The following is a 25,414-nucleotide window of genomic DNA, read 5'->3' as shown; positions in this document are numbered from 1 at the left end:
CGGGATCTCCCTCACATCCGTTCTCTCGCCCACATGCTCCCCGATGGGCCCTGGATACACTCGCTGACATGTCTGGCCAGTCGCTTCTCACGCCGGGGACCCTGTCCCCCACCCGCCCCGTTCCCGCCTCCATCGCGCGGCCCGAGTACGTCGGGAAGGCGGCGCCCACTCCGTACTCCGGCCCGGAGATCCAGGACGCGGAGACGATCGAGCGGATGCGCGTCGCGGGCCGCATCGCCGCGCAGGCGATGGAGGAGGCGGCCAAGCTGATCGCCCCGGGCGTGACGACGGACGAGCTGGACCGCGTCGCGCACGAGTACATGTGCGACCACGGCGCCTACCCGTCCACGCTCGGTTACCGCGGTTACCCGAAGTCGCTGTGCGCGTCGATCAACGAGGTCATCTGCCACGGCATCCCGGACTCGACCGTCCTGCGCGACGGCGACATCGTGAACCTGGACGTGACGGCGTTCATCGGCGGCGTCCACGGCGACAACAACGCCACGTACCTGTGCGGTGACGTGGACGAGGAGTCGCGCCTGCTCGTCGAGCGGACGCGCGAGGCCCTGAACCGCGCGATCAAGGCGGTCAAGCCGGGCCGCCGGATCAACATCATCGGCCGGGTCATCGAGTCGTACGCCAAGCGCTTCGGCTACGGCGTCGTCCGCGACTTCACAGGCCACGGGATCAATTCGTCCTTCCACTCCGGCCTGATCGTCCCGCACTACGACAGCCCGCACCACGACACCCTGATCCAGCCCGGCATGACGTTCACGATCGAGCCGATGCTGACGCTCGGGACGTACGAGTACGACATGTGGGAGGACGGCTGGACGGTCGTCACGAAGGACCGGAAGCGGACGGCGCAGTTCGAGCACACGCTGGTGGTGACGGACACGGGTGCGGAGGTCCTCACTCTCCCGTAACCCTGCGGGGCGGCCGTCCGGGCGCTAACGTTTTTACCGACGGGACGTCGGGAACTCATTGACTTAGGTAAGCCTAAGTAGCAGGATGGCTTCCCGACGCCACGCCCGTCCCCTCGGTCACCCGGAGGTCCGCCTTGGACGCGCCCGCCAGCACCGCCCCCAGCACGCCGTTCTCCACGCTCATCCGCACCGCCTCGCACGAGCAGCACACGGAGGCGGAGAACTCCACGTTCATGAGCGACATGCTCGGTGGCCGCCTCGGCGTCGACGCGTACCGCCGCTACACCGAGCAGCTCTGGTTCGTCTACCAGGCCCTGGAGTCCGCCGCCGAGGCCCTCGCGGACGACCCCGTGGCCGGGCCCTTCCTCCGCCCCGAGCTGACCCGCACGCCGGAGCTGGAGCGCGACCTGGCCCACCTGGGCGGCCCGGACTGGCGCAGCGGCCTCACGCCCCTGCCCGCGACGGCGCGGTACGCGGCCCGCGTCGAGGAGTGCGCCCGCGAGTGGCCCGCGGGCTACGTCGCCCACCACTACACGCGCTATCTCGGCGACCTCTCCGGCGGCCAGATCATCCGCGGCACGGCCGAGAAGACGTGGGGCTTCGCCCGCAAGGGCGACGGCGTCCGCTTCTACGTCTTCGAGGCCATAGGCAACCCGGCCGCCTTCAAGCGCGAGTACCGCGAGCTGCTGGACGCCCTGCCGGTGGACGACCTTGAGAAGCAGCGCGTCATCGACGAGTGCAAGCGGGCTTTCGCGCTGAACACGGCGGTGTTCCATGATCTGGGGCGGGAGTTCCCGCTGAGCGCGTGAGTGTGAGCGCCTGAGCGGCTAGCAGGACTTCTGGTAGGCGAGGTCCGAGAAGAGGTTCTTCCAGTCCTCCTCGGGGACGCTCGACGGGGAGGACCGGCACATCTCCGCGTAGAGCCGGTCGGTGTCGGGGTGGAGAAGGAAGGTCAGCACGCCGAGGCCCGCCCTCGCGGACGAGACCGCGATGAGGGGCAGCCGGTCCGGGAAGAGAACGACTTCGTTCGCCTGCGCCAGCGTGGCGAAGTGGGGCGTGCGCCAGTCCCCGCCGGGCCCGATCTCCCAGATCTGGTACGGATCGTTACCCGTCAGGACCCGGCTGCGGTCCGGGCCCCGGTAGATCTCCGTGTGGTTCTGGCCCGGCTCCAGGGGCATGGTGCGGATCTTCCGCGGGTGCCGGAAGTCCTTCACGTCCCAGAACTGAAGGGCGTTGTTCCGGTCGACGCCTGCCAGCACGTCACCGCCGATCTCCTGATAGGCGCTCCAACCGAGCGGCAGCTGACCGCCGTGCCGCGGCCGGCCGGGGTCGGAGAGGTCCCACAGCGCCCACTTCCGGCCGGGCTCCTCCGCCATCAGCAGATTCCTGGAGCTGGAGAAGCCGATGCGCCCGTCGGGCTTGAGGCCCGTGACGACCCCTGCCCGGCGCGGGCGGGCAGGGTCGGAAACATCCCAGAGCCGCAGGTTCTCCTTCCCCTCCCAGGCCGCTACGGTCCGGGACGTCAGGAAAAGGATGCTCGCCGTGAAGTCCCTCGTGCTGCCCTCGAACACCGACCGCCGCACCGGCGTACGCGGCCTGCTCACATCCCACAGCTCGATGCGGTGGTCGAATGTCCGCCCAAGGGCCAGCAGCCGTCCGTCCGGGCTGAAGCCGAGGTTGATGTCCGGAGCGGTGAAGGTGATGTCGCCGCCCCGGGCCGGGGCGCCGGGCCCGCCCATGTCCCACAGGCGGAAGACGTGTTCCTTGGTGCTCTGCGTCCACTTGTGGGCCAGGACGACGGACGTACCGGGCAGGAAGTTACGGATCTCCCAGGGCCGGGGGACGGTGAACTTCAGCCGCGGCGTCTCCCACCGGCTGACGTCCCACACCCTCTGCGTCTCCTCCGGCGAACCCTTCCTCCGCTCGGTCGTGATCATGAGGGCGCCGTCGTGGCTGATGGGCTTGGTCCCGAAGTCGGTGCGGGGCAGCTCACCGACCGCCGCCGGGGCGGGCGGCCGCAACGGCCACAGCCGTACCGTGCCGTCCTCCCCTCCCGCCGCGAGGTACGCCCCTCCGGGATCCCAGGCGACGGCCTGGGTGGGCGCGGTCACGGGCAGCTTGTCGTCCTCCGTGAGGGTGTCGGACAGTGCGGAGTCCTTGTCCTCGACGCGCCGCAGGAGCAAGCTGCTCGGCTCCGTGTCGGCAGCCCGCCTGCCTGCCCACGCCATGGTCACGCCGTCCCTGCTGAAGCCGAGCGCGGGCAGGTCGTCGAACTTCCAGTACGCGTAGGACTTGTCCGGAGCGAGGAACTTCAGCCGCTCGCCTCCCTCGACCCTCCACCCGGCCAGCTCGCTCTTCCGGCTCGCACCGGCCAGCAGGTCGCGCCGGGGATGGAAGGCGATGACCGTCGCCGTGCCGGTCGTCACCGTGTCCTTCAGGGCGGGCCGGGCTGAATCCCGTACGTCCCACAGGCCGATCGCGCCCGTCCCGCCGGACCCGTCCTCCGCGCCCAGCGTGCCACTGCTCACGGCCAGCAGACGGCCGTCAAGGTGGAACGCGACGGACACCACGTCCTGTCCGGCGACCGTACGGTCGGTGCGCAGCTCCGGCCGGGCGGGGTCGGCGAGGTCCCAGAGCAGGAGCCGGCCCTTCTCCAGGCCCGCGGCCAGCGTCCTGCCGTCGGGGCTGAAGACGAGCGAGGATGCCGTCCCGCCGGGTGCTCCGCGTGCGGATAGGCGTCGCGGACGAGCCGGGTCGGCGGTGTCCCACACAGCAAACCCGCCCGCCGTCTGGGCGGCCAGCAAGCGCGTACGGGGGTGGAACGCGACGACCGCCGCGGAGCCGAGGTCCAGGGCGGCGCCCTTCCGCGGGGCGGTCGGGCGGCTCACGTCCCACAGTTGCACGCTGCCGCCGCGGTGGCTCGCCGCCAGCACCTTGCCGTCCCCGCTGTACGCCACGTGAAGCACGGGCTCGCCCGTCCCCTTGAGGTCCACGGGCACCCGGGACATCTGCGCGGCGAACAGGCTGGACCGGCTCTCCGGGGTGCTCGCCAGGCGGTAGGCCGCGAGGCTCAGCCTGCGGGCCGCCAGGGGGTCGCGGTCGCGCAAGGCGCCGGCCTTGGCCGCCAGTTGCTTGGAGAGCAGCACCGACTCGCGGTCCTCCGCCCGGTGCTGCGCGCCCCGTGCCAGGACGGCGAGCGTGGACGCGAGGACCGCGAGGACGACGACGATCGCGAGCCCCGCCCGCAGGAAGCGCTTCCGGCGCCGCTCGGCGCGCCCGCTCGCCGCCAGGAAGTCCTGTTCCACCGGGCGCATCGGCAGGTGCTCGCGCCCTCCGCCGGCCGTCAGGGAACGGGCCGCCGCCAGGTGCTTGCCCGCGTACAGGCCGCTGGGCGGGCGCCCGGCCTCTGCCCAGGCGTCGGCGGCGTCGCCCAGCCTGCGGCGCACCAGCAGCCCGTCGAGGTCTTCGTTGATCCAGGCGCGGAGCCGGGGCCATGCGTGGAGCAGCGAGTCGTGGCACAGCTGGGCTTGGCCGTCATCGTCGATGACGACCAGGCGGGCGTCGGTGAGGCGTTTCAGCAGCGCCGCGTGGTCGCCGAGTTCGTCTGTGCGGACGCGGCGCCGTACGGCCCTGCCGTCGCCGTCCACCAGCCGGACCATGCGCAGCAGCACGTCCCGCAGGGCGCGGCGGCCGTCGGCGTCGAGGGAGTCGTGGATGCGCTCGGCGGCGGTGCCGACGGAGGTGCGGATGCCGCCGGTGGCCTGGTAGCCGGCGAAGGTCAGCCGGTTGCCGTCGCGGCGGGCCCAGGTCTCCTGCAGCGCGTGGGCGAGGAAGGGCAGGGCGATGGCTCCGCGCGCACCGGCGTCCTCGTCCTCCAGCTCGCGCAGCAGGTGCTCGGCCAGACCGTCCTCCAGGCTCAGTCCGGCGAGCACAGCCGGCTTCTCGATGGCCGCGCGCAGTTCGCCGCCTGCCATCGGGGGCACGGTGAACTGGCCGTTCCGTACGAGGCGGGCGAGTCTGGGGTCGCGCAGGCAGTGGCCGAAGTAGTCGGCGCGCAGGCCGAGGACGACGCGGGGGCCGGGGGCCGGTTCCGCGCCGGTGAGGGCGCGGACGAACAGCTCGCGCTCCTCGGCGTCCTCGCAGTGCGTGAAGATCTCTTCGAGCTGGTCGACGATCAGGACGCCGGGCTGCCTCCTGCCGTCCGCGGGCCCGCCGAAGCGCCCCGCGCCCAGGTCCCGTTCGACGTCGCCGAAGGGCCGGCCCGTGGCGTCCGCCCAGGCCGCCGTGAGCGTACGGAAGGGCCGGGCGCCGGGCGCGGGCACGAGCAGCACGGAGCCGTGTCCCCCACCGTCCAGGGCGGCGCCGAGCCCCGCCCGCAGGAGCGAGGACTTGCCGACGCCGGAGGGGCCCACGAGGACGACGGGGCCGCAGGGTCCGGCAGCTGTCACCCGGTCCACCAGGGCCTTGGTGAGCTTCTCGCGGCCGAAGAAGACGCCGTGCTGCTCGGGCAGGAAGGGGCGCATGCCGGGGTACGGGCACTCGCCCTCGGACGGCGGCTCCGCACCGGGCGGGGCCGCGGGCGCGTAGCGGGAGTTGGGGGCGACGACCAGGTCGCCGACCCGGCCCTCGCTGCCGGAGTGGGGCCGGGCGGGCGCGCCCTGGAGGCGGCGGTCGAGGTGGCGGTAGAGGCCGGCGAGCGTGAACCACTTCGGGCCGCCCGCGTCGCCCTCGCGCAGCAGGCGCAGGAGTTCGCCGCTGAACAGCGTGTGCTCCTCGCCCTCCGGGGCGAAGGCCGCGGCGTAGTGCGTCGCCGAGGCGAGGAGGAAGCTGCCGCGGGGGCGGGCCGAGACGTACGGGTCGCGGCGCGGCCCCTGCTGGACGGCCTCCGCGAGCCCGGAGAAGCAGCAGTCCAGGATCACCACGGGGCGGGCGGAGGACTCGCCGAGCAGGTTCCTGATCTCGGCGTACGGGACGGCGTCGGCGGTGTCCTGCGCGGAGTCGGTGGCCGCGGTGGCGAGGTAGAGCTGCTCGGCCGGGCCGAGGAGGCCGTGGCCGACGAAGCAGAAGAGGACGACGCCGCCCTCCGCCCGGTCGGTGACGGCCCTCATGGCGGCCAGGACGGCCGACGGCGCGGGCGGGTCGGTGATCAGGGTGACGCGGTCGCCGCGGTCGTCCGCCATGCCGCCGACCGTGCGGAGAGCCTCGGCGAGGGCCGTGGCGGAGCGGGTGGCGCTCGGCAGGCCGGCGAGCCCTGCGCCGTCGGGGTGCCGGCCCGTACCCACCACGAGGGCGTGGCAGTCGGGGCCGGTCAGGCCCCTTCCGCGCCCCTCGTCCACGGAGGTCAGGCCCCGTCTGCCGGGGGCCGGCCCTGATGGAGGGCCTCGGCCACGCGCTGGGCCAACTCGCCGCTGTCCCGGGCGTTCAGATCGCGCACGTTCTCCGTGGTGACGGTGACCTGCGCGCCGTCGGGCAGGGTGATGGTGACCGTCTGGTTGCCGCGGCGGTTCTGCAGCCAGGCGACGACCGCGGCCGACAGGGCGACCGTCAGCCCGCCGGGCGCGAGCACGAGAGTGAGGAGCTCCGACGCCGCGCCCATGGTGCCGGGCGCGGGCTCGGGGGCGGGCTCCTGCCTGATGTGCGCCCGCAGCTCCGGATGGCGTTGCAGCCACCGGCGGAGATCGTTCACGGCGCCGCCGCCGGGGCCGGTGCCCGGGCTGGTGACCGTCAGCGTTGCCTTCACTGCGCCCTCACTGCCCCTCTCGCGCCTCACGTGACGTGCGGGACCACGAGGCTACACCCCAACGGGGCGCGAATGAACGGCAGTTCGGCCCCGGTTGCCGCCGCGGACGACGGCGCCCCCTGCCGGGGCCAGTGGAGGCAGGGGACGCCGGTCTGTGGGGCGCGGGGCGTCAGCCCTGCGCGCCGCCGCGGCCGCGGCGGCGCGTGGCGAAGACGGCACCGCTGCCGGCGAGCACGAGGGCGCCGGCGGCGCCGAGGAGGGGGGCGGTGGGGGTGCTGGCGCCGGTGCTGGCGAGGGAGGTGGTGTCACCGGTGGTGGCGCCGGTGGTGTTGGCGGTGCCGGTGGTTGTGGCGGTACCGCCGGTGCCGGTGCCGGTGCTACCAGTGGTGCCGGTGCCGCCGGTTCCGGTTCCGGACGTGTCGTCCGGCAGCTTGGCGTCCTTGTCGAATGCGACCGCGACCGTCACGGGGTCGAGGGCGGTGCCCGGCGTGTAGTACGTCGTCGAATTGCCCTGCTTGTCCTTGTACGAAAAGGCCTTGGCGCCCTCATCGGTCAGCGACGCCGGGACCTTGGACAGCAGCACGACGCCGCCCTTGGCCTTGAGGGCGTCCGCCGTGAGCTGCAGCTTCGCGAGGTCGATGCGGCTGGAGCTCGTCTTGCCCGCCAAGTCCTTGGACGTCACGTCCGCGCTGAGGGTGCCGCCCTTGGACGACGCTTCGACCTTGAGGCCGCTGAACTTCAGGTCCAGCTCGCCTTTGTGAGCGGTGAAGTGCACCGAACCGGTGAAGGCCGCAGTGAGCGTGCCCGCCGCGGCGTCGTACTTGCCCTGGCCCTTGACGAAGCGGAAGTTGTTGCCCGACTTCCGGGCGCCGTCCCCTGCCTCCGCCTTGCCGCCGGCCATCGGCTTCGCGAGGTACTCCAGGAAGGACTTCTTCACGCCCCAGTCGAGGTTGCCGTCGGCGATGTCCGTGCCGGCCGCGTTCTCCGCCTTCGACCCCTCGTCCGCCTTGGAACCCTTGTCCGCCGTCGAACCCCCGGAAGTCTGCTTCCCCCCGTCCGTCTGCGAGCCCCCGGAAGTCTGCGTGCCCCCGTCGGTCTGCGTGCCCTTGTCCGAGGCCGAGCCGTCGTCCGTCTGCGTTCCCTCGTCCTTCTTCGAGGGTTCTTCGGCGGACTCCTTCACCGAGAGCGTGGCCGGGTCGAGATCCTCACCCTCCTTGTAGAACGGGTTTCCCTCGTAGGTGAAGACCTTCGAGCCCTCCGCCGTGAGCTTCACCGGTATCTTCGCGTAGGTCTTCACGCCGTCCGCGCCATCAACGGGCTTGACGCCCGACAGGTCGAGCGCGGCGATCCGCACGTCGTCCTGCTTCTTGCCGTCGCCCGTCGTGACGTCCGCGGTGATGCTGCCCTTCTTGCCGCCGCTCTTCGCGTCGGCGGTGACGTGCACGTCGGCGAGCGTGATGTCGAGGTCGAAGCCCGCGCTGCCCCGCTTGGGGTGGCCGAGGAAGTGGACACTGCCCTTGAAGGCGGCGGATATCGACTGCGAGGCGGAATCCTGCTTGCCCTCACCTCCGGTGAAGGTGAATACGCCGTTCTTCTCCGCCTGCTTGGCGCCGTCGGCAACCTTGGTCTCGCCGTGGACGAACGGCAACGTGAGGTACTTCCGGAAGGATTCCTTCACACCCCACTCCAGCGTGCCCTCCTTGAGCACCGTCTTCGGCGCCTCGCCGGCCTTCCCGGGCGCATCCGCCGCAAACGCGGGCACGGTCAGCGCCGTAGCGCCCAGCACGGTCGCCGTGGCGAGCGCGGCAAGCGCCCGGCGGGAGGTGACGGTCATCGTCGGTGTCTCCTTAGCTAGAGCAAGAGAAGAAAGAGCGCGCCGCAGTCGGCGCGGGGCCGTGAACGGCCTCAGCCGGCGGACCGGCGGCGGCGTAGGACGACGAGGGCGGCCGCGGCCACCACGACGACGCCCACGGCACCCGCGACTACCGGAAGCACCGGGAAGGACGAGGAGGATGAGGTGTCGGTTGCACTTTTTGTGGCCACTTTACGGCCGGAATCCGCTTTTTGACCTGCCGTCGGATCATCCTCGGCAGGCGCCGAAGCCTTGCCGAGGTCCGGCAGCGGCGGCAGCTCGGCCTTCGCGTCCAGAGGAACGGCGAGGGAGACGGGGTCCATGGCCTCTCCCTTGCGGTACATGCCGGCGAACGCCTCCGCTCCTTCCGCCGTGAGCTCGGCCGGGGCTTCGGTGACGGCGGCGAGGCCGTCCTTCTCCTTCAGGCCGGACGCGTCGAAGGTGACGAGCGGAACGGCCTTACGCGGCTCGCCGCCGCCGCTCGCGACGTCCGCCGCCAGCGTTCCCTTGCCGTCCTTGGCCGTCACCTTGACCGCGCTCAAGGCCAGGTCGAGGTGGTTGCCGGTGAAGCGGACCGTGCCGGTGAACGCGGCGTCGAGGGTGCGCGCGGCCTCGTCGTAGGTGCCCTTGCCTGCCGGGAAGCGGAAGAGCGCGCCGCCGTCCTGGGCGCCGTCGGTCAGCTTCCAGGAGCCCTGGGCGATGGAGCCGGTGACGTATTCGCGGAAGGTGCGGCGCACGCCCCAGTCGACGGCGGCGCCGGTGAACTCGCCCTTGGGGGCGTCCTTTTTCTCAGGCTGTTCGGGAGTGCTCGGGCCGGGCGACGGCCCCGCCCCGGCCAGGACGTCCGCCGACAGCGCGACCGGGTCCAGTGCCGTGCCGGCCGTGTAGTAGCCGGCGAAGGCCTTCGCGCCGTCGGACGTGAGCGTCGCGGGGACATTGGCCAACGTCACAGCCGCCCCCGCGCCGCGCATGTTCACGCCCTTCAGATCGAGTGCGGCCAGCGGCACTTGCGAGGCGCGGGTGACCTCGCCCGTGCCCTTGGCCTTGCTGACCATGTCGGCGTAGAGCGTGCCGCTCGCGCCCGCGATGCGGACGGTGGGGCGGCTGAGGGTGAGGTCGAGTTCGTACGAGCCGTCGGGCTTCTTGTGGCCCGTGAAGTGCACGCCGCCCGAGAAGCCGGCCTCGAAGGCTCCGCTGCCCGCGTCGTAGCTGCCCTTGGCGGAGTGGAAGCGGAAGCGGCTGCCGCCGATGGTGGCGGCGCCGCCCTGCAGGTCCCAGCGTCCCTGGGCGACGGGGCCGGTGACGTAGCTCTGGAAGGAGGACTTCACGCCCCAGTCCAGGCGGCCGCCGGAGACCGTCCTCGCCGGGCCGGAGTCCCCGTCGGCACGGGCGACCGCCCCCGGCGCCAACCCCGCCAGCACCGCCGCCAGCAGGGCGACGACAGAGGCGCGGGCAGGTCTGGGCGGCGGCAGCATCGAGAGGCCCCTTCCGGGCGGGACAGCAGGCGTCGCGCTATGGCGACTTAGGTAAGGCTAACCTAAGCTACGTCCCATCAGGTCGGAAACCCCCGGCCGGAGCGAAAGGCAGACAGAACCGTGCTTCAACGGCAGTCGGCGGGCCCTCCGATACGTTCCCCGCGCCACACCGGCCTACTCGCCGCACTGCTCACTTGGCTCACTTTGCTCACCCTGACCCTCACCGGCTGCGGCTCCTCGGGGAGTTCGAGCAGCTCAGGAGCGTCCGCGGCAGCGGCCAAGGCTCCGGCGGCCGACCGTATCGAGCCACTCGCAGGTGGCACCCCCAGGGCTCAACTGCCCGCGACCGTACGGTCCGCGGACGGCCACGACGTCACCGTCAGCAGCACGGACCGGATCGTTCCGCTCACTGGTGCGCTGTCCGAGATCGTCTTCAGCCTCGGCCTCGGCGACCGGGTCGTCGCCCGTGACATCACCGCCACCTTCGAGCAGGCGGCGAAGCTGCCCGTGGTGACCCGCGCCCACGACGTCTCGGCCGAGAGCGTGCTCTCGCTCAAGCCCACGCTCGTGCTGGCCGAGACCACGACCGGGCCCGCGGAGGCCGTCGAGCAGATCCGCGCCGCCGGGGTCCCCCTCGTCGTCCTCGACCCGGCCCGCAAGCTCGCCGACGTCGGGCCCCGTATCGGCAAGGTCGCCGCCGCCCTCGGCGTCCCCGCAGCCGGCGACGCGCTCGACCGCCGTACGCGGCAGCGGCTGGAGAAGGCCGCGCAGGCCGTCCCGCACGACGGCGGCAAGAAGCCCCGCGTCGCCTTCCTCTACCTGCGCGGCACGGCCTCCGTCTACCTCCTCGGCGGGGCCGGGTCCGGCGCGGACTCGCTCATCGAGGCCGCGGGCGGGGTGGACGCGGGCAAGGAGTCCGGGCTGAAGAAGGACTTCACGCCCCTCACGAGCGAGGCCCTCGCCAAGGCCGCGCCCGACGTCATCCTCGTCATGAGCAAGGGCCTCGCCTCCGTCGGCGGCGTGGACGGCCTGGTGAAGATCCCCGGCGTCGGGCAGACGCCGGCCGGCCTGGACCGCCGCGTCGCCTCCGTGGACGACGGCATCCTGCTGAACTTCGGCCCGCGCACGGACACCGTCCTCGCCTCCCTCGTCGAGCAGATCCACGGCGGGAAGTGACGTGAGCCTCCTGAAGACCACGGGCTCCTCCCCCGTGTCCGCCCCCGCCGGGCCCGGCGACGAGCCGCCGCCCGGCCCGCGCCGCCGCACCACCGCCCTCCTCACCGCCGGCCTGGCCGCGGCCCTGCTGCTGGCGTGCCTGCTCTCCGCCGGGCTCGGCGCGTACGAGATCCCGCTCGGCGACGTCCTGGGCTCGCTGCTGCACCGGGCGGGGCTCGGCGGGGCCGAGCTGGACCGGGTTCCCGAGAGCGTGCTGTGGAACGTACGGCTGCCGCGCGTCGCCCTGGCCCTGCTCGTGGGGGCGTCGCTCGGCTGCGCGGGCGCGCTGATGCAGGGCGTGTTCGGCAATCCGCTCGCCGAACCCGGCGTCATCGGCATCTCGATGGGCTCGGCGGTCGGGGCGGTCGCCGCGATCTCCCTGGGGCTCACCTTCCTCGGCAACTGGACCGTCACCGCCTGCGCGTTCGCCGCCGGGCTCGTGACCGTCCTGCTCGTCTACACGCTCTCGCGCTCGGGCGGCCGTACGGAAGTGATCACGCTCATCCTCACCGGCATCGCGGTGAACGCGTTCGGCGGCGCGCTCGTCGGCCTCGGCGTCTTCCTCGCCGACAACGCCCAGGTCACCCAGATCACGTTCTGGCAGCTCGGTTCGCTCGCGCAGGCGACCTGGCCGAAGGTGCTCGCCGTCCTGCCGTGCGCCCTCGTGGGGCTGGCCGTCGCGCCGCTGTACGGGCGGAAGCTGGACCTCCTCGCGCTCGGCGAGCGGCCCGCGCGCCACCTGGGCGTGGACGTGGAGCGGTTGCGGCTGGTGATGGTCCTGGTGGTGGCGCTGCTGACGGCGGCGGCGGTGGCCGTGGCGGGGGTCATCACGTTCGTGGGGCTGCTGGTGCCGCACCTGCTGCGGATGGCCGCGGGCCCCGGGCACCGGTTCCTGGTGCCGGGCAGTGCGCTGGGCGGGGCGCTGGTCCTCGTCGCGGCGGACCTCGCGGCCCGCACGGCCGCCCAGCCGGCGGAACTGCCGCTGGGCGTCCTGACGGCCCTCTTCGGGAGCCCGTTCTTCTTCTGGCTGCTGCGGCGGACGCGGCGGAAGCAGGGGGGATGGGCGTGAGCCGCACGGGTTCCGGCCGGGGGTCCGGGGGTTGCCCCCCGGGAAGACACAGCTGGCTGCTGCGGAGGACGCGGCGGAAGCAGGGGGGATGGGCGTGAGCCGCACGGGCTTCGGCCGGGGGTCCGGGGGTTGCCCCCCCCGGGAAGACACAGCTGGCTGCTGCGCAGGACCCGGCGGAAGCAGGGGGGATGGGCGTGAGCGCACGCACTCGGGACCGGCGTCCGGCGCCGGCGGGCGTCGGGCCGGAGGCCCGGTTCGCGAAGGAGTCGCAACCGGCCGCAGGGCCCTCGGAAGAGCACGGCTCGCCGCTCAAGCGCGCCCGGCACAGGCAAGGAGACCGCGCATGACCCTCGCGCTGTTCGGCGGGCGAGCCCGGAGGCGGCGGCTTCCCGCCCCCGTCCCCCTCGGCACCGTGCTCGCCGAAGCCCGTTCGCTCTGCGTGCGGCTCGGCGGGCGTGCCGTCCTCGACGGCGTCGATCTGGGCGTCGCCGCGGGCGAGGTGCTCGCCCTCGTCGGCCCCAACGGCGCCGGCAAGTCCACGCTCCTGGCCGCGCTCGCGCACGACCTGCCCGCCGCGGCCGGCGAGGTGCGGATCGACGGCGAGCCGGCCGCCGCCTGGTCGGCCGCCGAACTCGCCCTGCGCCGGGCCGTCCTGCCGCAGTCGGCCGAGCTGTCGTTCCCGTTCCCGGTGGAGGAGGTCGTGCGGATGGGCCGCGCGCCCTGGGCCGGGACGCCCGCCGAGGGCGAGGACGACGCGGCCGTGGGGGAGGCGATGGCCGCCGCGGAGGTGACCGGATTCGCCTCCCGCCCGTTCGCCGCGCTCTCGGGCGGCGAACGGGCGAGGGTCGCGCTGGCGCGCGTCCTCGCGCAGCGCACCCCGCTCCTGTTGCTGGACGAGCCGACCGCCGCGCTGGACCTGCGGCACCAGGAGCTGGTGCTGCGGATCTGCCGCGAGCGGGCGGCAGCCGGAGCGGCCGTCGTGGTCGTGCTGCACGATCTCGGGCTCGCGGGCGCCTACGCGGACCGGGTGGCGGTGCTGCACGGGGGGCAGGTCGCGGCGGAGGGCCCGCCGGCCCGCGTACTCGAAGCGGAGTTGCTCACTCGTGTCTATTTGCAGCCGGTGGAGGTAATTGATCATCCGCGTACCGGTGAACCATTGGTGATCCCGTGGCGCGCGGGACGAGATTTTGCCTCGTGAGAGCAGAATCACGCACCGTTCCGGGAACAGGGTAGGCAAGCCTCAGATAAGTTAGGGCGGCCTTATTCGGCCAGCTGCATTTCAGCCATGCCGTTTATGGCGTGTACGTCCTTTCCGTCCTCTCCGAGCACGCCTGGAGCCCCTATGCGCGCCTTCCGCTCCTCCGCCATAGCCGCCGTCGCCGCGGCCGCGGCCCTGACCGCCGTGTCCGGCTGCGCCGAGAAGTCGGACAGCAAGGACTCGGACGCGATCAAGGTCACCGCCTCCGACGACAAGTGCGAGGTCTCGAAGACCTCGTTCCCCGCCGGGCATATAAAGATCAACATCGAGAACGCCGGCTCGAAGGTCACCGAGGTCTACGTGTACGCCGCGGGCGACCGGATCGTGACGGAGCGGGAGAACATAGGCCCGAAGACCAAGGCCGAGATCACCGCGACGATCAAGAAGTCGGGCGACTACGAAATCGCCTGCAAGCCCGGTATGAAGGGCGACGGCATCCGCCAGAAGATCACGGTGACCGGCGGCGGCAAGGCGGAGAAGGCGAACCCGGAGCTGGACAAGGCGGTCGCCGAGTACCGCAAGTACGCCCAGGCGCAGGCCGACGAGACGATCCCGGCGGCGCAGAAGTTCGCCGACGCGGTCAAGAGCGGCGACGTCGACGAGGCGAAGAAGCTCTACGCGGTCTCCCGCATCGGCTGGGAGCGCACCGAGCCGGTCGCGGAGTCCTTCGGTGACATCGACCCGAAGGTCGACGTCCGCGAGGACGGCCTGGAGAAGGACCAGAAGTGGACCGGCTGGCACAAGCTGGAGAAGTCGCTCTGGGACGAGAAGAAGATCGACGAGGACGACAAGAAGCTGGCCGACCAGCTGATGACGGACCTCAAGGACTGGCAGAAGCGCGTCGGCACCGCCGAGATCACCCCGACCAGCATGGCCAACGGCGCCAAGGAGCTGCTCGACGAGGTGGCGACCGGCAAGGTCACCGGTGAGGAGGAGCGCTACAGCCACACCGACCTCGTCGACTTCCAGGCCAACGTCGAGGGCGCCGAGAAGTCCTACGAGCTGCTGAAGCCCGTCGCCGCCAAGAGCGACGCCGCGCTCGTCACGGAGCTCGACAAGCAGTTCGCCGCCCTGAAGACGCTGCTCGGCGAGTACCGCGACGGCGACTCCTTCAAGGCGTACGACAGCGTCGGCAAGGACGACCGCAAGAAGCTGTCCGACGCCGTGAACGCCCTCGCGGAGCCCCTGTCCAAGCTCGCCGGCGCCGTCGCGAAGTAACGGGGGAACTTCCGATGACGGACAAGACGAGCAAGACGAACACGACGGACCCGACGGACCCGACCGGCAGCACCGGCACCACCGCCGCGGACTCCCCGGAGAGCGCGCCCGCAGCCGCCAAGCCCTCCCGCCGCTCCGTCCTCGGCTGGGGCGGTGCCGGCCTCGCGCTCGGCGCCGCGGTCGCGGGCGGCACCGCCACCGCGCTGCGCCTCGGCGAGGACGCCGCCCCGGCCGCCTCGGCCGGCGACGCGGTGCCCTTCCTCGGCGAGCACCAGGCCGGCATCGCCACCCCGGTCCAGGACCGGCTGCACTTCGCCGCCTTCGACGTGACGACGACCGACCGCGCCGCCCTGGTGAAGATGCTGCAGGAGTGGACGGCCGCCGCCGCGCGGATGACCGCGGGCCACGAGGTGGGCGAGGGCGCCGTCCAGGACAACGACGAGCTGCCGCCGGACGACACCGGCGAGGCCCTCGGCCTCAAGCCGTCCCGGCTGACCCTCACCTTCGGCGTCGGCCCCGGCCTGTTCGAGAAGGACGGCAAGGACCGCTTCGGCATCAGGGACCGCCGCCCCAAGGCCCTGATCGACCTGCCGGCCTTCCCCGGCGACAACCTCGACGCGGCCCGCAGCGGCGGCGACCTGTGCGTCCAGGCCTGCGCCGACGACCCGCAGGTCGCGGTGCACGCGATCCGCAACCTGGCCCGCATCGGCATGGGCAAGGTCGCGATCCGCTGGTCGCAGCTCGGCTTCGGCAAGACGTCCTCGACGACGCCGGACGCCCAGACACCGCGCAACATGATGGGCTTCAAGGACGGCACCCGGAACATCGCGGGCACCGAGACCGACCGCCTCGGCAAGCACGTGTGGGTCGGCGGGAAGGAGGGCCCGGACTGGATGGTCGGCGGCTCCTACCTGGTCGCGCGCCGCATCCGGATGCACATCGAGACCTGGGACCGCACCTCGCTCGCCGAGCAGGAGGACGTCTTCGGCCGCGACAAGGCCGAGGGCGCGCCCGTCGGCAAGCAGCGCGAGCACGACGAGCCGCTGCTGAAGGCCATGAAGCCCGACGCGCACGTGCGCCTCGCCCACCCGGACAGCAACAACGGGGTGACGATCCTGCGCCGCGGCTACTCCTTCACGGACGGCACCGACGGACTGGGCCGGCTGGACGCCGGGCTGTTCTTCATCGCCTACCAGAAGGACGTCCGCGACGGCTTCGTGCCGCTGCAGACGAACCTGGCGCGCAACGACGCCCTCAACGAGTACATCCAGCACGTGGGTTCGGCGGTCTTCGCCGTGCCGCCGGGCGTCCGCGACAAGGGCGACTGGTGGGCCAAGGCCCTGTTCGCGTGACCCGACTGTCCTTCCTGAACGGAGGTGCCGCATGTTCGGCAACTACCTGATCGGCCTGCGCGAGGGCCTGGAGGCCAGCCTGGTCGTGTGCATCCTCGTCGCCTACCTGGTCAAGACCAAGCGCCGGGACGCCCTGCGCCCGGTGTGGGCCGGCATCGCCGTGGCCGTGCTGCTCAGCATGGGCTTCGGCGCACTGCTCCAGTACGGCTCGCAGACGATGACCTTCGAGGCCCAGGAGATGCTCGGCGGCTCTCTGTCGGTCATCGCCGTCGGCCTGGTGACGTGGATGGTCTTCTGGATGCGGCGCACCGCGCGGCACCTGAAGAAGGAGCTGCACGGCAAGCTGGACGCCGCGCTCGCGATGGGCACGACCGCGCTCGTCGTCACCGCCTTCCTGGCCGTGGGCCGGGAGGGCCTGGAGACCGCGCTGTTCATCTGGACGGCTGTGCAGGCCACCGACGACGGCGTCCGGCCGCTGGTCGGCGCGCTGCTCGGGCTGCTGACCGCCGTGGTGCTGGGCTGGCTGTTCTACCGCGGCGCGCTCAAGATCAACCTGGCGAAGTTCTTCACGTGGACCGGCGCCATGCTGATCGTGGTCGCGGCGGGCGTGCTCGCCTACGGCTTCCACGACCTGCAGGAGGCCGACGTCCTGCCGGGCCTGGGCGACAAGGCCTTCGACATCAGCGAGCAGATCCCGGTCGACAGCTGGTACGGCACCCTGCTCAAGGGCGTGTTCAACTTCCAGCCGGACCCGACCTGGCTGCAGGTGGCGGTGTGGGCGCTGTATCTGGTCCCCACCCTCCTGGTGTTCTTCGCCCCGGGTAGGGTGGCGCCGAACCGAGCAGCCACCAAGGAGTCGAAGCCCGATGAGACGACGGCGGGCCGGCAGACCGCGCACGACGCGAACGGCCGTGACGGCGGCGGCGCTGCTGCTGACGGCGACCGGGTGCATGACGGTGCACGGCGAACGGGAGATCGTCCCGTCGGTGGACAAGGCTGAGGCCGCCAAGGCCCTCAAGGCCTTCACCGGCGGCTACAACGAGGGTTACCGCAAGCTCGACCCGGGCGTCATCGCCCGGGTCGAGACCGGTGCCCTGGCCGAGATAGGCAGGTCCGACCTGGCGGCGCAGAGCGCGCAGACGCCCGGCGGCAATCCCGATTACCCCGCCCTGGTCCTGGACGACGCCCGGTTCACCGTCCCGAAGCAGGCCGGCTGGCCGAAGTTCTTCCTCGCCGACACGCGCAGCAACCGCGACGGCAACCGCTGGCTCGTGGTCTTCACGCGGTACGGGGTGAAGGAGCCGTGGAAGGCCGCCTACCTGTCGATCGTGAACCCGGGCAAGGTCCCGGAGTTCGTGACGGACAAGGACGGTTACGCGGAGGCCGTCCCCGCGGCCAAGGGCAAGGACCACGGCCTGACGGCCGACCCCGGCAAGGTGAGCGCCGCCTACACCGACTTCCTCCGCACCGGCCGGGGCAGGGACTTCGTGCCGGGGCCGCGCACGACGGGGCTGCGGGAAGAGCGCGACAAGGTGCGCCGTACGACCACGTTCTGGACGGAGTTCATCGACACCCCGGAGCAGGCCCCCGCCTTCCCCGCCCCGGCGCTGCGGGTCAAGGGCGGCGGCGCGCTGGTGTTCTTCACCGCGCACCACCGGGAGAAGCGGACGATGGCCGAGGGGCTGCGGCCCGCGGTCACCGACCCGCGGACGAAGGCGCTGCTGAAGGGCGACCTCAAGCGCTCGGTGACGTACACGCGGGTCTCGGAGGCGGCGGTCGAGGTGCCTCCGCGGGACGCGGACGGCGGGATGATCAACTTCCTCAACCGGATCGACACGATGACGGCGGCGCAGGGCGAGTAGCCTCGCGGCCGGCGCATAGAGGCGGAAGCGGCCGGGCGGAGCCGAAGCGGCCGGGCAGTATCCGGAAGGAAGCAGTCCGGCCAGAAGCGGCCGGGCGGAAGCGGGTCCTTCGCAGCGCCGGGCAGAAGCGGTCCTTCGCAGCGCCGGGCAGGCGGTCCCGGCGGCTCAGCGGCCGATGGGCCAGGCCGCCTCGTGGTCGGGGCGGTCCCCCGCGTACTGGGCGCAGGCGTCCGTGAGGGTCTCCAGGAGCGTCAGCGGATCCGGCAGGGGCCGCTCGGGGCCCTGCAGCCAGGCGACTCCGGCGTCCTCCGGCAGGCGCGAGGGGGGCAGCAGTACATAGCTCCCGCGGCAGTGCCAGCGCAGGCCGGGATGTTCGTCCATCGTCTCGGGATGGCAGTCGAGCTCGCAGGGCCACCACTCGTCCTCGTCGTCCGGGGTGCCGCGGGTGGCGGTGAAGAAGAGCATGCGGTCGGGGGCGACGGTGGCCACGGGGCCCGTCTCGACGCCGGCTTTCTGCAGCCGCTCCAGGGCCTGCCGGCCGGCATCCACGGGCACGTCGAGGACGTCGTGGGCGATGCCGGTGGCGGTGACGAAGTTGGCCTCGGGCTGGCCGCGCAGCCATGCCGTGACCTTCTCGGCGTCGGTGGTGGCCAGCGTCTGCCAGGCGAAGGAGACCGGGTGGCGGCCCGGGGTGGGACAGCCGATGCGCTCGCAGGAACAGCCGTACCCGGACGGGTAGGCGGCCGGGGCCAGCGGGAAGCCTGCGGCCGCCGCGGCCAGGAGCAGTTCCTCGCGGGCGGCGCTGTCCGCCGCACCGGTACCCGTACCGCCGCCCGCTCCGCTCCTGGGGCGGCGCAGCCACTGGGAGAACCTGCTCTTGCGTTCCATCTATCCCCTCACTTCGACCGCGGTCTCCGGTCAATGCTGCCACCATCCTGCGCCTGGTGTGACCGTCGGACGTATCCAGGGGGTGTGAGACCGGCCGCTCGCGCGGGCGGGGCCGCCCTTCTCCCCGCCGCCCCGGGCGGCTCCTCCGGACGAGTGACGGACCGGGCAGGGGCTAGGGGAGCCGCGGGGCCATGCCGCGCAGGGCCAGGTCGACGACGGTGTCGGCGTAGGCGTGGGTGAGCGGCAGGGTGCGGGTCTGCCAGCGGTGGAAGAGCGGGCCGACCAGCAGTTCCAGGGCGATGCGGACGTCGGTGTCCGGGTCGACCTGGCCCGCTTCCTGGGCGGCGCGCAGCCGCCGGACGTAGGCCTGGAGCTGGGGTTCGAGGACCTTCTCGGTGAGGGCGCGGCCGAGCTCGGGGTCGTTGGCGGTCTCGGCGGTCAGGGCGCGGGTGGGGGCGTCGAGGCGCGCGTCGTTGAGATCGTCGACGGTGGCGCGCAGCACGGTCTTCAGGTCGGCGGCGATGTCGCCGGTGTCGGGGAGCTCGATGGAGGCGGGGTCGATGCCCTCGGGGACGCAGGCCTCGAAGAGGACCGCGGCCTTGGAGGGCCACCAGCGGTAGATGGTCTGCTTGCCGACGCCGGCGCGGGCGGCGATGGCCTCGATGGTGAGCTTCGCGAAGCCGGACTCGCCGACGAGCTCCAGGGCGGCGTCGAGGATCGCACGGCGGGAGCGCTCGCTGCGGCGGGAGGCGTCGGGGGCCTTGGGCGTCGGGGTGGGGACGTCGGTCATGGCGGCATCCTAGCGACGCTGAAGCGAGACGTATCGTCTTGACAAGACGCAACGTCTCGTTGAATGCTGGCACCTCAACGCGAGACGGAACGTCTCGCCCGATGAAGGGAGAACCCCATGAGCCGAAGCGGTGCGGGCAGCATGCTCGGAGTCGGCGGCACCCGCAGCAACCTCTCCCGCAGCGCCCTGCGCGGCGGCGGCCGGGGCGGGCGCGCGGGCGGCGGCGTCGACGCGGCGGCCCAGAAGCGGGAACTGCTGCGGAAGTTGCGGGAAGGGCGAAGCGGAACTTCCGGCGCGTGAGTGAGCCAGCGGTAAACCACCCGTACGGTTCATGCGCCAAAGCCCTTGCAGCGTGGACTATTTGGGCACGCACGACGATCCCGTGCGTGCCCGACACCACCGTGAGGAGCACTCCTTGCGTAGTACAGCTCCACGCGCAGCCACTCCGCGGCGCTATCTGATGTGCCCCCCGGCCCACTTCAGGGTCACCTACTCCATCAACCCCTGGATGGATCCGGGCAAGCCGGTCGATATCCCCCTCGCCCTCGCGCAGTGGGAGGACCTCAGGGACCGCTACCTGGCCCTCGGGCACACCGTCGAGGAGCTCGAACCCCGGCGCGAGCTGCCCGACATGGTCTACGCCGCCAACGGCGCGACCGTCGTGGACGGCCGGGTGCTCGGCGCGCGCTTCGCCCACCCCGAGCGGGCCGAGGAAGCCGCGCTCCACGCGGCCTGGTTCCGCGCGCAGGGCTACGCCGACGTGCTCGAACCCGAGCACATCAACGAGGGCGAGGGCGACTTCGCCGTCACCGCCTCCTGGCTGCTCGCCGGGCGCGGCTTCCGCAGCAGCCCGCTCTCCCACCCCGAGGCCCAGGAGTTCTTCGGCCGGCCGGTGATCGGCCTCGACCTCGTCGACCCCCGCTACTACCACCTCGACACCGCGCTGTGCGTCCTCGACGACTCCACCGACGACGAGATCATGTACTACCCCGGCGCGTTCTCCGCGGGCAGCCGGGAAGTGCTGAGACGGCTCTTCCCCGACGCCCTCGTCGCGAGCGAGGAGGACGCGGCGGCGCTGGGCCTCAACGCCGTCTCCGACGGCCGCCACGTGCTGCTGCCGCAGGCGGCGGTCGGCCTCTTCGACCCGCTGCGGGCCCGGGGCTACGAGCCGATCGGCATGGACCTCGGCGAACTCCTCAAGGGCGGCGGCAGCGTGAAGTGCTGCACGCAGGAGCTACGCGGCTAGCGCCCGGCCTGCGGAACTTCGCCGAGGTTGCGGCGGGTTCGGCACCGCCGGACTCCGGCGTCGTGGTTCAACGCCGTTGCGGCGGAAGAAGACTGCCCGCCGCAACGGAGGCCATGGGCGCGATCAGCCGCGCACGGCCCGCAGCCGGCAGAGCGCTCAGCTCACACCCCGGTCGGGGGCGGACCACTCGTCACCCCAGTCCGCGTCGCGCGCCACCTTGTACGCGTCGCCATGCCGCTTCGTCACCGTCTCACGGGTCAGGCCGTCCTCGGCCGTGCACAGTTCGAGGAGGACCTGGCCCTTGCGGATCTGCGGCTTACGGACGATACGCGCGGGCACGGACGCGGAAGCCGACGGCAGGTCACCCCGCACGGCCGCCACGTACGCGAACTTCTCGTCCTCGTACGCCAGCGAGCCGCCCTTGACCTGCCGGTGCAGCGAGGAGCGGCTCACCCGGGCCGAGAAGTGGCACCAGTCCTTGCCCGGCTCTATGGGGCACGCCCCGCTGTGCGGGCAGGGCGCGACGACGCGGAGGCCGGCGGCGATCAGCCGGTCGCGCGCCTCGATGATCCGCAGGTAGCCGTCCGGCGTGCCCGGCTCGACGATCACGACTGCCTGCGCGGCGCGGGCGGCCTCGGCGACGACCGCGGCCCGGCCGGCGTCGGTCAGCTCCTTCAGGACGTACGAGACGGTGACGAGGTCCGTGCCGTCCAGCACCCGCAGGCCGTCGCCGATGATCCCCCGCTCCCAGCGGGCCGCGCGCAGGGCCGGGTCGGAGGCCGTCCCGGCGAGTTCGGAGCCGAGGGCGAGGGCGGGGGCGGCCCAGTCCAGGACGGTCGTCTCCCGGCTCTCGCCCTCCCAGGCGGACGCCACGGCCCACGTCGCCGCACCCGTGCCGCCGCCCACGTCGACGTGCGAGGCGGGGACGAAGGCCGGCAGCCGGTCGCGGAAGGCCTCCAGCGCGGAGCGGACGGCCTCGAACGTCGCCGGCATGCGGTAGGCGGCGTACGCGGCCACGTCGGAGCGGTCGCGCAGCACGGGGGCGTCGGTGGGGGTCAGCCCCCGGTAGCTGGCGATCAGCCGCTCGACGGCCTGTGCGGCCTGGCGGGGCGGCAGACCGTCGAGGAGACCGGCGAGCGCGGAGCGCAGTTCCTCGCCGGACCGGGGGAAATGGGGGGCGTGCATTTGATGGAGTCTATGCGGGCCCGGGGGCGGCTCCGCCGAGGCCACGGCGAACGACAGGCCCGGCACCGCCGGGCCGCGACGTCGTGGCGGCTCGCCGTCGCGGCGGAGGAAACTGCCGGGGCGGCAGCCTCTGCGTATCGGCCGCACGGCGAAGACCCACGGCAGACCGCTTGGCCGGCACCGCCGGACTCCGCCGTCGCGGTGACTCGCCGCGGCGGCGGAAGAATGTGACGGCCGCGGCCTCAGCGCATCGGCCGCCCGCCCGGGCAGGGCCAGGCCGCGACGTCGTGGCGGATCGTTGAGGCTGCCGCCTCGGAAGATTCCTCCGCCGCAGCGGCGGAAAACCACCACGTACGTGACCGGCGGTGCCGGACCGGGGGACGGTGGGCGCCGCCGGAGCGGCTCAGCCGGTCCGCTGCCAGGGGCGGCACAGCCCCGCGAAGCAGGCAATGGCCGCGAGCGCGCACACCAGCTGCACCGTCGCCATCGGCACCGCCGTGCCCTCCCCCGCGATGCCCACGAGCGGGGAGACCAGCGCGCCCAGCAGGAACGTGGACGTGCCGAGCAGCGCGGAGGCGGAGCCCGCGGCGTCGCGGGAGCGCATCAGGGCCTGGGCGTTGGTGTTGGGCATGGCGAGGCCCATCGCGGACATCAGGACGAACAGCCCGCCCGCGATCGGCGCGAGGCCCGCCTTGCCGAAGACGCCGGAGGCCATCAGCAACAGGGCCGTGGCGGCCAGGGCGATCACGACAAGGCCCACGGTGAGGGCCTTGTCGAGGCTCACCCGGCCGACGAGCAGCTTGCCGTTGATCTGGCCGACCAGCACGAGGCCGATGGAGTTGAGGCCGAAGAGGAGGCTGAAGGTCTGCGGGGAGGCCCCGTAGATGTCCTGGACGACGAACGGCGACGCCGAGATGTAGGCGAAGAGCGCGGCGAAGGCGAAGCCGCCCGCGAGCATGTAGCCGGTGAAGACGCGGTCCGCGAGGAGGGCACCCATGGCGCGCAGGGCGGCGCCGAGGCCGCCGGTCTGGCGCTTCTCGGGCGGGAGGGTCTCGTGGAGGAAGCGCCACACGGCGAGGGTGAGCAGCACGCCGACGGCAGTGAGGACGACGAAGACGCCGCGCCAGTCGGTCAGGCGCAGGATCTGGCCGCCGATGAGGGGTGCGACTACGGGGGCCACGCCGGAGATCAGCATGAGGGTGGAGAAGAAGCGGGCCATGGCGACGCCGTCGTAGAGGTCGCGCACGACGGCCCGGGCGATGACGATGCCGGCGGCGCCGGCGAGGCCCTGGACGAGGCGGCAGCCGATCAGCAGCCCGGCGGTGGGGGCGAGGGCGCACGCGGCGGTGGCCAGGACGTAGACGACCATGCCGGCGAGGAGGGGGCGGCGGCGCCCCCACTTGTCGCTCATGGGGCCGACGACGAGCTGGCCGAGCGCCATGCCCATGAGGCAGGCGGTGAGGGTGAGCTGGACGGTGGCGGCGGGGCTGTGGAGCGCGCCGGTGACCTCCGGGAGGGCCGGGAGGTACATGTCCATGGAGAGCGGTGGCAGCGCGGTCAGGCCGCCGAGGACGAGGGTGACGATCAGGCTCGTGGCGCGGGCCCCGGATATGCCGGGGCCCGCGGGGTCCCGTTCGGCGGGCCGGGCGGGCTGCTGCTGCTGCTGCTCGGCCGTGTCCTGGCCGGGATCCGTCATGCGTCGCGCTCCATGGGTTGTCGTCCGTTCAACCATGGTGTCATGACCGCGGCCAATACTTGGGGCTTACATGTTATTCAGGGGGCTGGTGTGACGGGATGCACTGGTTCCGGGGCGCATCACGCCCGGTGGAGCCCCGGCGCGCCCACTTCCGAGACGAACGACGCGGCGGTCGCGATGGGCGCGCCCGGCGTCGTGACCTTCGCGATCGTACGGAAGTCGCCCCGCACCCGCTGCGGGTCGAGCGTCACCACCACGTACCCGCGCCGTCCGTCGTAGTACTTCAGGTGCGGGTTGGCGGCGAGCGTCGTCTCCCAGTCCGGGAGCCGCTCGTCGCCGTCGAAGCCGCTGGAGACGGAGGTGCCGAGGAGCTCCACGCCGAGCGTCGCCGAGTCCGGGTCGTCGAAGTCCTTCTTCACGTCGTACGCGAAGTGGACGTGGTCGTCGCCGGTGAGGACCACCAGGTTCTGGATGCCGGCCTGTCCGACGCCGGCCAGGACGCGGCCGCGGGAGGCGGAGTAGCCGTCCCAGGTGTCCATGCTGACCCGGGCGTCGTCGTCCGGCGTCTCCTTGTGCTGGGAGAAGGCCACCTGCTGGGCGACGACGTTCCAGGTGGCGGTGGAGGCGCGGAAGCCGTCGAGGAGCCAGCGCTCCTGCGCGTCGCCGGTGATCGTGCGGGCGGGGTCCCGCGTCTCGGGCCCGGGGGCGTGCCAGCCGTCCCCGTAGGCCTGGTCGGAGCGGTACTGGCGGGTGTCGAGGATGTCGAACTGGGCGAGCCGCCCGTAGGAGAAGCGGCGGTACAGGTTCATGTCCGGCCCGTCGGGGCGCTGCGGTCTTCGCAGCGGCATGTTCTCCCAGTAGGCGCGGTAGGCGGCGGCGCGGCGGGCGCGGAACTGGTCGACGGGGTCGTTGTCCTGCGAGATGTCGCCCGCGTAGTTGTTCGCGACCTCGTGGTCGTCCCAGGTGACGTACCAGGGGTGGGCGGCGTGCGCGGCCTGGAGCTCGGGGTCGGACTTGTAGAGGGCGTAGCGCTGCCGGTAGTCCTCCAGGGTGAGCGTCCAGTGGTCGTAGAAGGACGGGAGCGGGTCCGCCAGGCGGCGGGCGCCGCCCTGGGCGTTGATGGCGTTCTCGTAGATGTAGTCGCCGACGAAGAACACCGCGTCGAGGTCCTCGCGGGCGAGGTGGCCGAGGGCCGTGTAGTAGCCCTCGTCGAACTGCTGGCAGGAGAGCAGGCCGAAGCGGGCCGTGGCGACGGCCGCGTCGGGCCGGGGCGCGGTGCGGGTGCGGCCCACGGGGCTGATCCAGCGGTCGGCGCGGAAGCGGTACCAGTACACGCGGTCGGGTCCGAGGCCGCGCAGGTCCACGTGGACGGTGTGGCTGTCGGCGGCGGGCGCGGCGGCGGTGCCGCTCTGCACGACGCGGCGGAAGGTGTCGTCCTCGGAGAGCTCCCACTGGACGGCGATGCTGCCGTCGGCGGGCAGCCCGTTGCCCGGCTCGTGGGGCGCGGGGGCGAGCCGGGTCCACAGCACCACGGAGTCCGGCAGGGGATCGCCGGAGGCCACTCCGAGGGTGAACGGATTTCCGGAGAGGGGGGTCATGCGTTCAGACTGCGCGCGGGTGGCGTGACTGTGAAGGGGTGCCG

General features: G+C 72.6%; 20 protein-coding genes. 11 read left to right on the top strand and 9 right to left on the bottom strand.

Annotated elements, in window-relative coordinates:
* Positions 1-68 precede the first annotated feature (68 nt).
* Positions 69-926 carry a type I methionyl aminopeptidase gene (gene map, locus IF61_RS0102665; protein WP_030364545.1) on the top strand — a complete coding sequence of 286 codons (858 nt, stop codon included), beginning with the start codon at positions 69-71 and terminating at the stop codon, positions 924-926.
* A gap of 134 nt (positions 927-1,060) precedes the next feature.
* The gene (locus IF61_RS0102660) at positions 1,061-1,735 is read left to right on the top strand and encodes a biliverdin-producing heme oxygenase (RefSeq protein WP_030364544.1); all 675 of its coding nucleotides are present in this window, start codon (positions 1,061-1,063) and stop codon (positions 1,733-1,735) included.
* 18 nt (positions 1,736-1,753) lie between these two features.
* Here IF61_RS0102660 and IF61_RS0102655 read toward each other — a convergent pair whose 3' ends face one another.
* The 4 genes from IF61_RS0102655 to IF61_RS0102640 form a co-directional block, all read right to left on the bottom strand.
* The gene (locus IF61_RS0102655) at positions 1,754-6,262 is read right to left on the bottom strand and encodes a caspase, EACC1-associated type (protein WP_030364543.1); all 4,509 of its coding nucleotides are present in this window, start codon (positions 6,260-6,262) and stop codon (positions 1,754-1,756) included.
* A 5-nt stretch (positions 6,263-6,267) separates the two neighbouring features.
* Positions 6,268-6,666, bottom strand: coding sequence for an effector-associated constant component EACC1 (locus IF61_RS36180; protein ID WP_052392347.1), 399 nt, complete (start codon positions 6,664-6,666; stop codon positions 6,268-6,270).
* A 169-nt stretch (positions 6,667-6,835) separates the two neighbouring features.
* The gene (locus tag IF61_RS0102645; RefSeq protein ID WP_030364542.1) at positions 6,836-8,500 is read right to left on the bottom strand and encodes an HtaA domain-containing protein; all 1,665 of its coding nucleotides are present in this window, start codon (positions 8,498-8,500) and stop codon (positions 6,836-6,838) included.
* A 71-nt stretch (positions 8,501-8,571) separates the two neighbouring features.
* Positions 8,572-9,993: an HtaA domain-containing protein gene (locus IF61_RS0102640; protein ID WP_030364541.1), complete on the bottom strand. Its 1,422-nt coding sequence runs from the start codon at positions 9,991-9,993 to the stop codon at positions 8,572-8,574.
* A gap of 120 nt (positions 9,994-10,113) precedes the next feature.
* On the opposite strand from IF61_RS0102640, the gene IF61_RS0102635 reads away from it, so the two are divergent.
* From IF61_RS0102635 to IF61_RS0102605, 7 genes are all read left to right on the top strand, one after another.
* A complete protein-coding gene (locus IF61_RS0102635) occupies positions 10,114-11,169 on the top strand; it encodes an ABC transporter substrate-binding protein (RefSeq protein ID WP_043187594.1) in 1,056 nt (351 codons plus the stop codon).
* Positions 11,170-11,179: 10 nt separating this feature from the next.
* Positions 11,180-12,277, top strand: coding sequence for a FecCD family ABC transporter permease (locus tag IF61_RS0102630; RefSeq protein WP_078659946.1), 1,098 nt, complete (start codon positions 11,180-11,182; stop codon positions 12,275-12,277).
* 343 nt (positions 12,278-12,620) lie between these two features.
* Positions 12,621-13,475 (top strand): heme ABC transporter ATP-binding protein, encoded by an 855-nt coding sequence (locus IF61_RS0102625; RefSeq protein ID WP_030364538.1) that lies wholly within the window; start codon positions 12,621-12,623, stop codon positions 13,473-13,475.
* Positions 13,476-13,619: 144 nt separating this feature from the next.
* On the top strand, positions 13,620-14,753 hold the full coding sequence (efeO, locus tag IF61_RS0102620) for an iron uptake system protein EfeO (RefSeq protein ID WP_030364537.1): 1,134 nt from the start codon (positions 13,620-13,622) through the stop codon (positions 14,751-14,753).
* 14 nt (positions 14,754-14,767) lie between these two features.
* Entirely contained in the window at positions 14,768-16,105 is a 1,338-nt protein-coding gene (gene efeB, locus IF61_RS0102615) for an iron uptake transporter deferrochelatase/peroxidase subunit (RefSeq protein ID WP_030364536.1), read from the top strand.
* A gap of 31 nt (positions 16,106-16,136) precedes the next feature.
* Positions 16,137-17,105, top strand: coding sequence for an iron uptake transporter permease EfeU (gene efeU, locus IF61_RS0102610; protein ID WP_030364535.1), 969 nt, complete (start codon positions 16,137-16,139; stop codon positions 17,103-17,105).
* Positions 17,017-17,967: an SCO2278 family lipoprotein gene (locus IF61_RS0102605; protein ID WP_483855227.1), complete on the top strand. Its 951-nt coding sequence runs from the start codon at positions 17,017-17,019 to the stop codon at positions 17,965-17,967. Before efeU ends, IF61_RS0102605 begins: the two co-directional genes overlap by 89 nt.
* Before the next feature lie 165 nt (positions 17,968-18,132).
* On the opposite strand, the gene IF61_RS0102600 is transcribed toward IF61_RS0102605, so the two are convergent.
* Together IF61_RS0102600 and IF61_RS0102595 are read right to left on the bottom strand one after the other, a co-directional pair.
* Positions 18,133-18,855: a bifunctional DNA primase/polymerase gene (locus IF61_RS0102600; protein ID WP_030364533.1), complete on the bottom strand. Its 723-nt coding sequence runs from the start codon at positions 18,853-18,855 to the stop codon at positions 18,133-18,135.
* 172 nt (positions 18,856-19,027) lie between these two features.
* The gene (locus IF61_RS0102595) at positions 19,028-19,645 is read right to left on the bottom strand and encodes a TetR/AcrR family transcriptional regulator (protein ID WP_030364532.1); all 618 of its coding nucleotides are present in this window, start codon (positions 19,643-19,645) and stop codon (positions 19,028-19,030) included.
* A 117-nt stretch (positions 19,646-19,762) separates the two neighbouring features.
* On the opposite strand from IF61_RS0102595, the gene IF61_RS31995 reads away from it, so the two are divergent.
* Positions 19,763-19,945, top strand: coding sequence for a DUF6243 family protein (locus tag IF61_RS31995; protein ID WP_043187591.1), 183 nt, complete (start codon positions 19,763-19,765; stop codon positions 19,943-19,945).
* 115 nt (positions 19,946-20,060) lie between these two features.
* A complete protein-coding gene (gene ddaH, locus IF61_RS0102585; protein WP_342667957.1) occupies positions 20,061-20,891 on the top strand; it encodes a dimethylargininase in 831 nt (276 codons plus the stop codon).
* A gap of 156 nt (positions 20,892-21,047) precedes the next feature.
* Here the strand turns inward: ddaH and IF61_RS0102580 are convergent, their stop codons facing one another.
* The 3 genes from IF61_RS0102580 to IF61_RS0102570 all read right to left on the bottom strand — a co-directional run bounded on the left by IF61_RS0102580 (position 21,048) and on the right by IF61_RS0102570 (position 25,370).
* Positions 21,048-22,076, bottom strand: a complete 1,029-nt coding sequence (locus IF61_RS0102580) for a small ribosomal subunit Rsm22 family protein (protein ID WP_030364530.1) — start codon at positions 22,074-22,076, stop codon at positions 21,048-21,050.
* A 403-nt stretch (positions 22,077-22,479) separates the two neighbouring features.
* Positions 22,480-23,772, bottom strand: a complete 1,293-nt coding sequence (locus IF61_RS0102575) for a multidrug effflux MFS transporter (RefSeq protein WP_107042960.1) — start codon at positions 23,770-23,772, stop codon at positions 22,480-22,482.
* 119 nt (positions 23,773-23,891) lie between these two features.
* Positions 23,892-25,370 (bottom strand): alkaline phosphatase D family protein, encoded by a 1,479-nt coding sequence (locus IF61_RS0102570; RefSeq protein ID WP_043187588.1) that lies wholly within the window; start codon positions 25,368-25,370, stop codon positions 23,892-23,894.
* Positions 25,371-25,414: the final 44 nt, after the last annotated feature.

This window comes from Streptomyces roseoverticillatus (assembly GCF_000719265.1).
Lineage (GTDB): Bacteria > Actinomycetota > Actinomycetes > Streptomycetales > Streptomycetaceae > Streptomyces > Streptomyces roseoverticillatus.
This window is presented reverse-complemented; position numbering and strand designations above follow the sequence as displayed.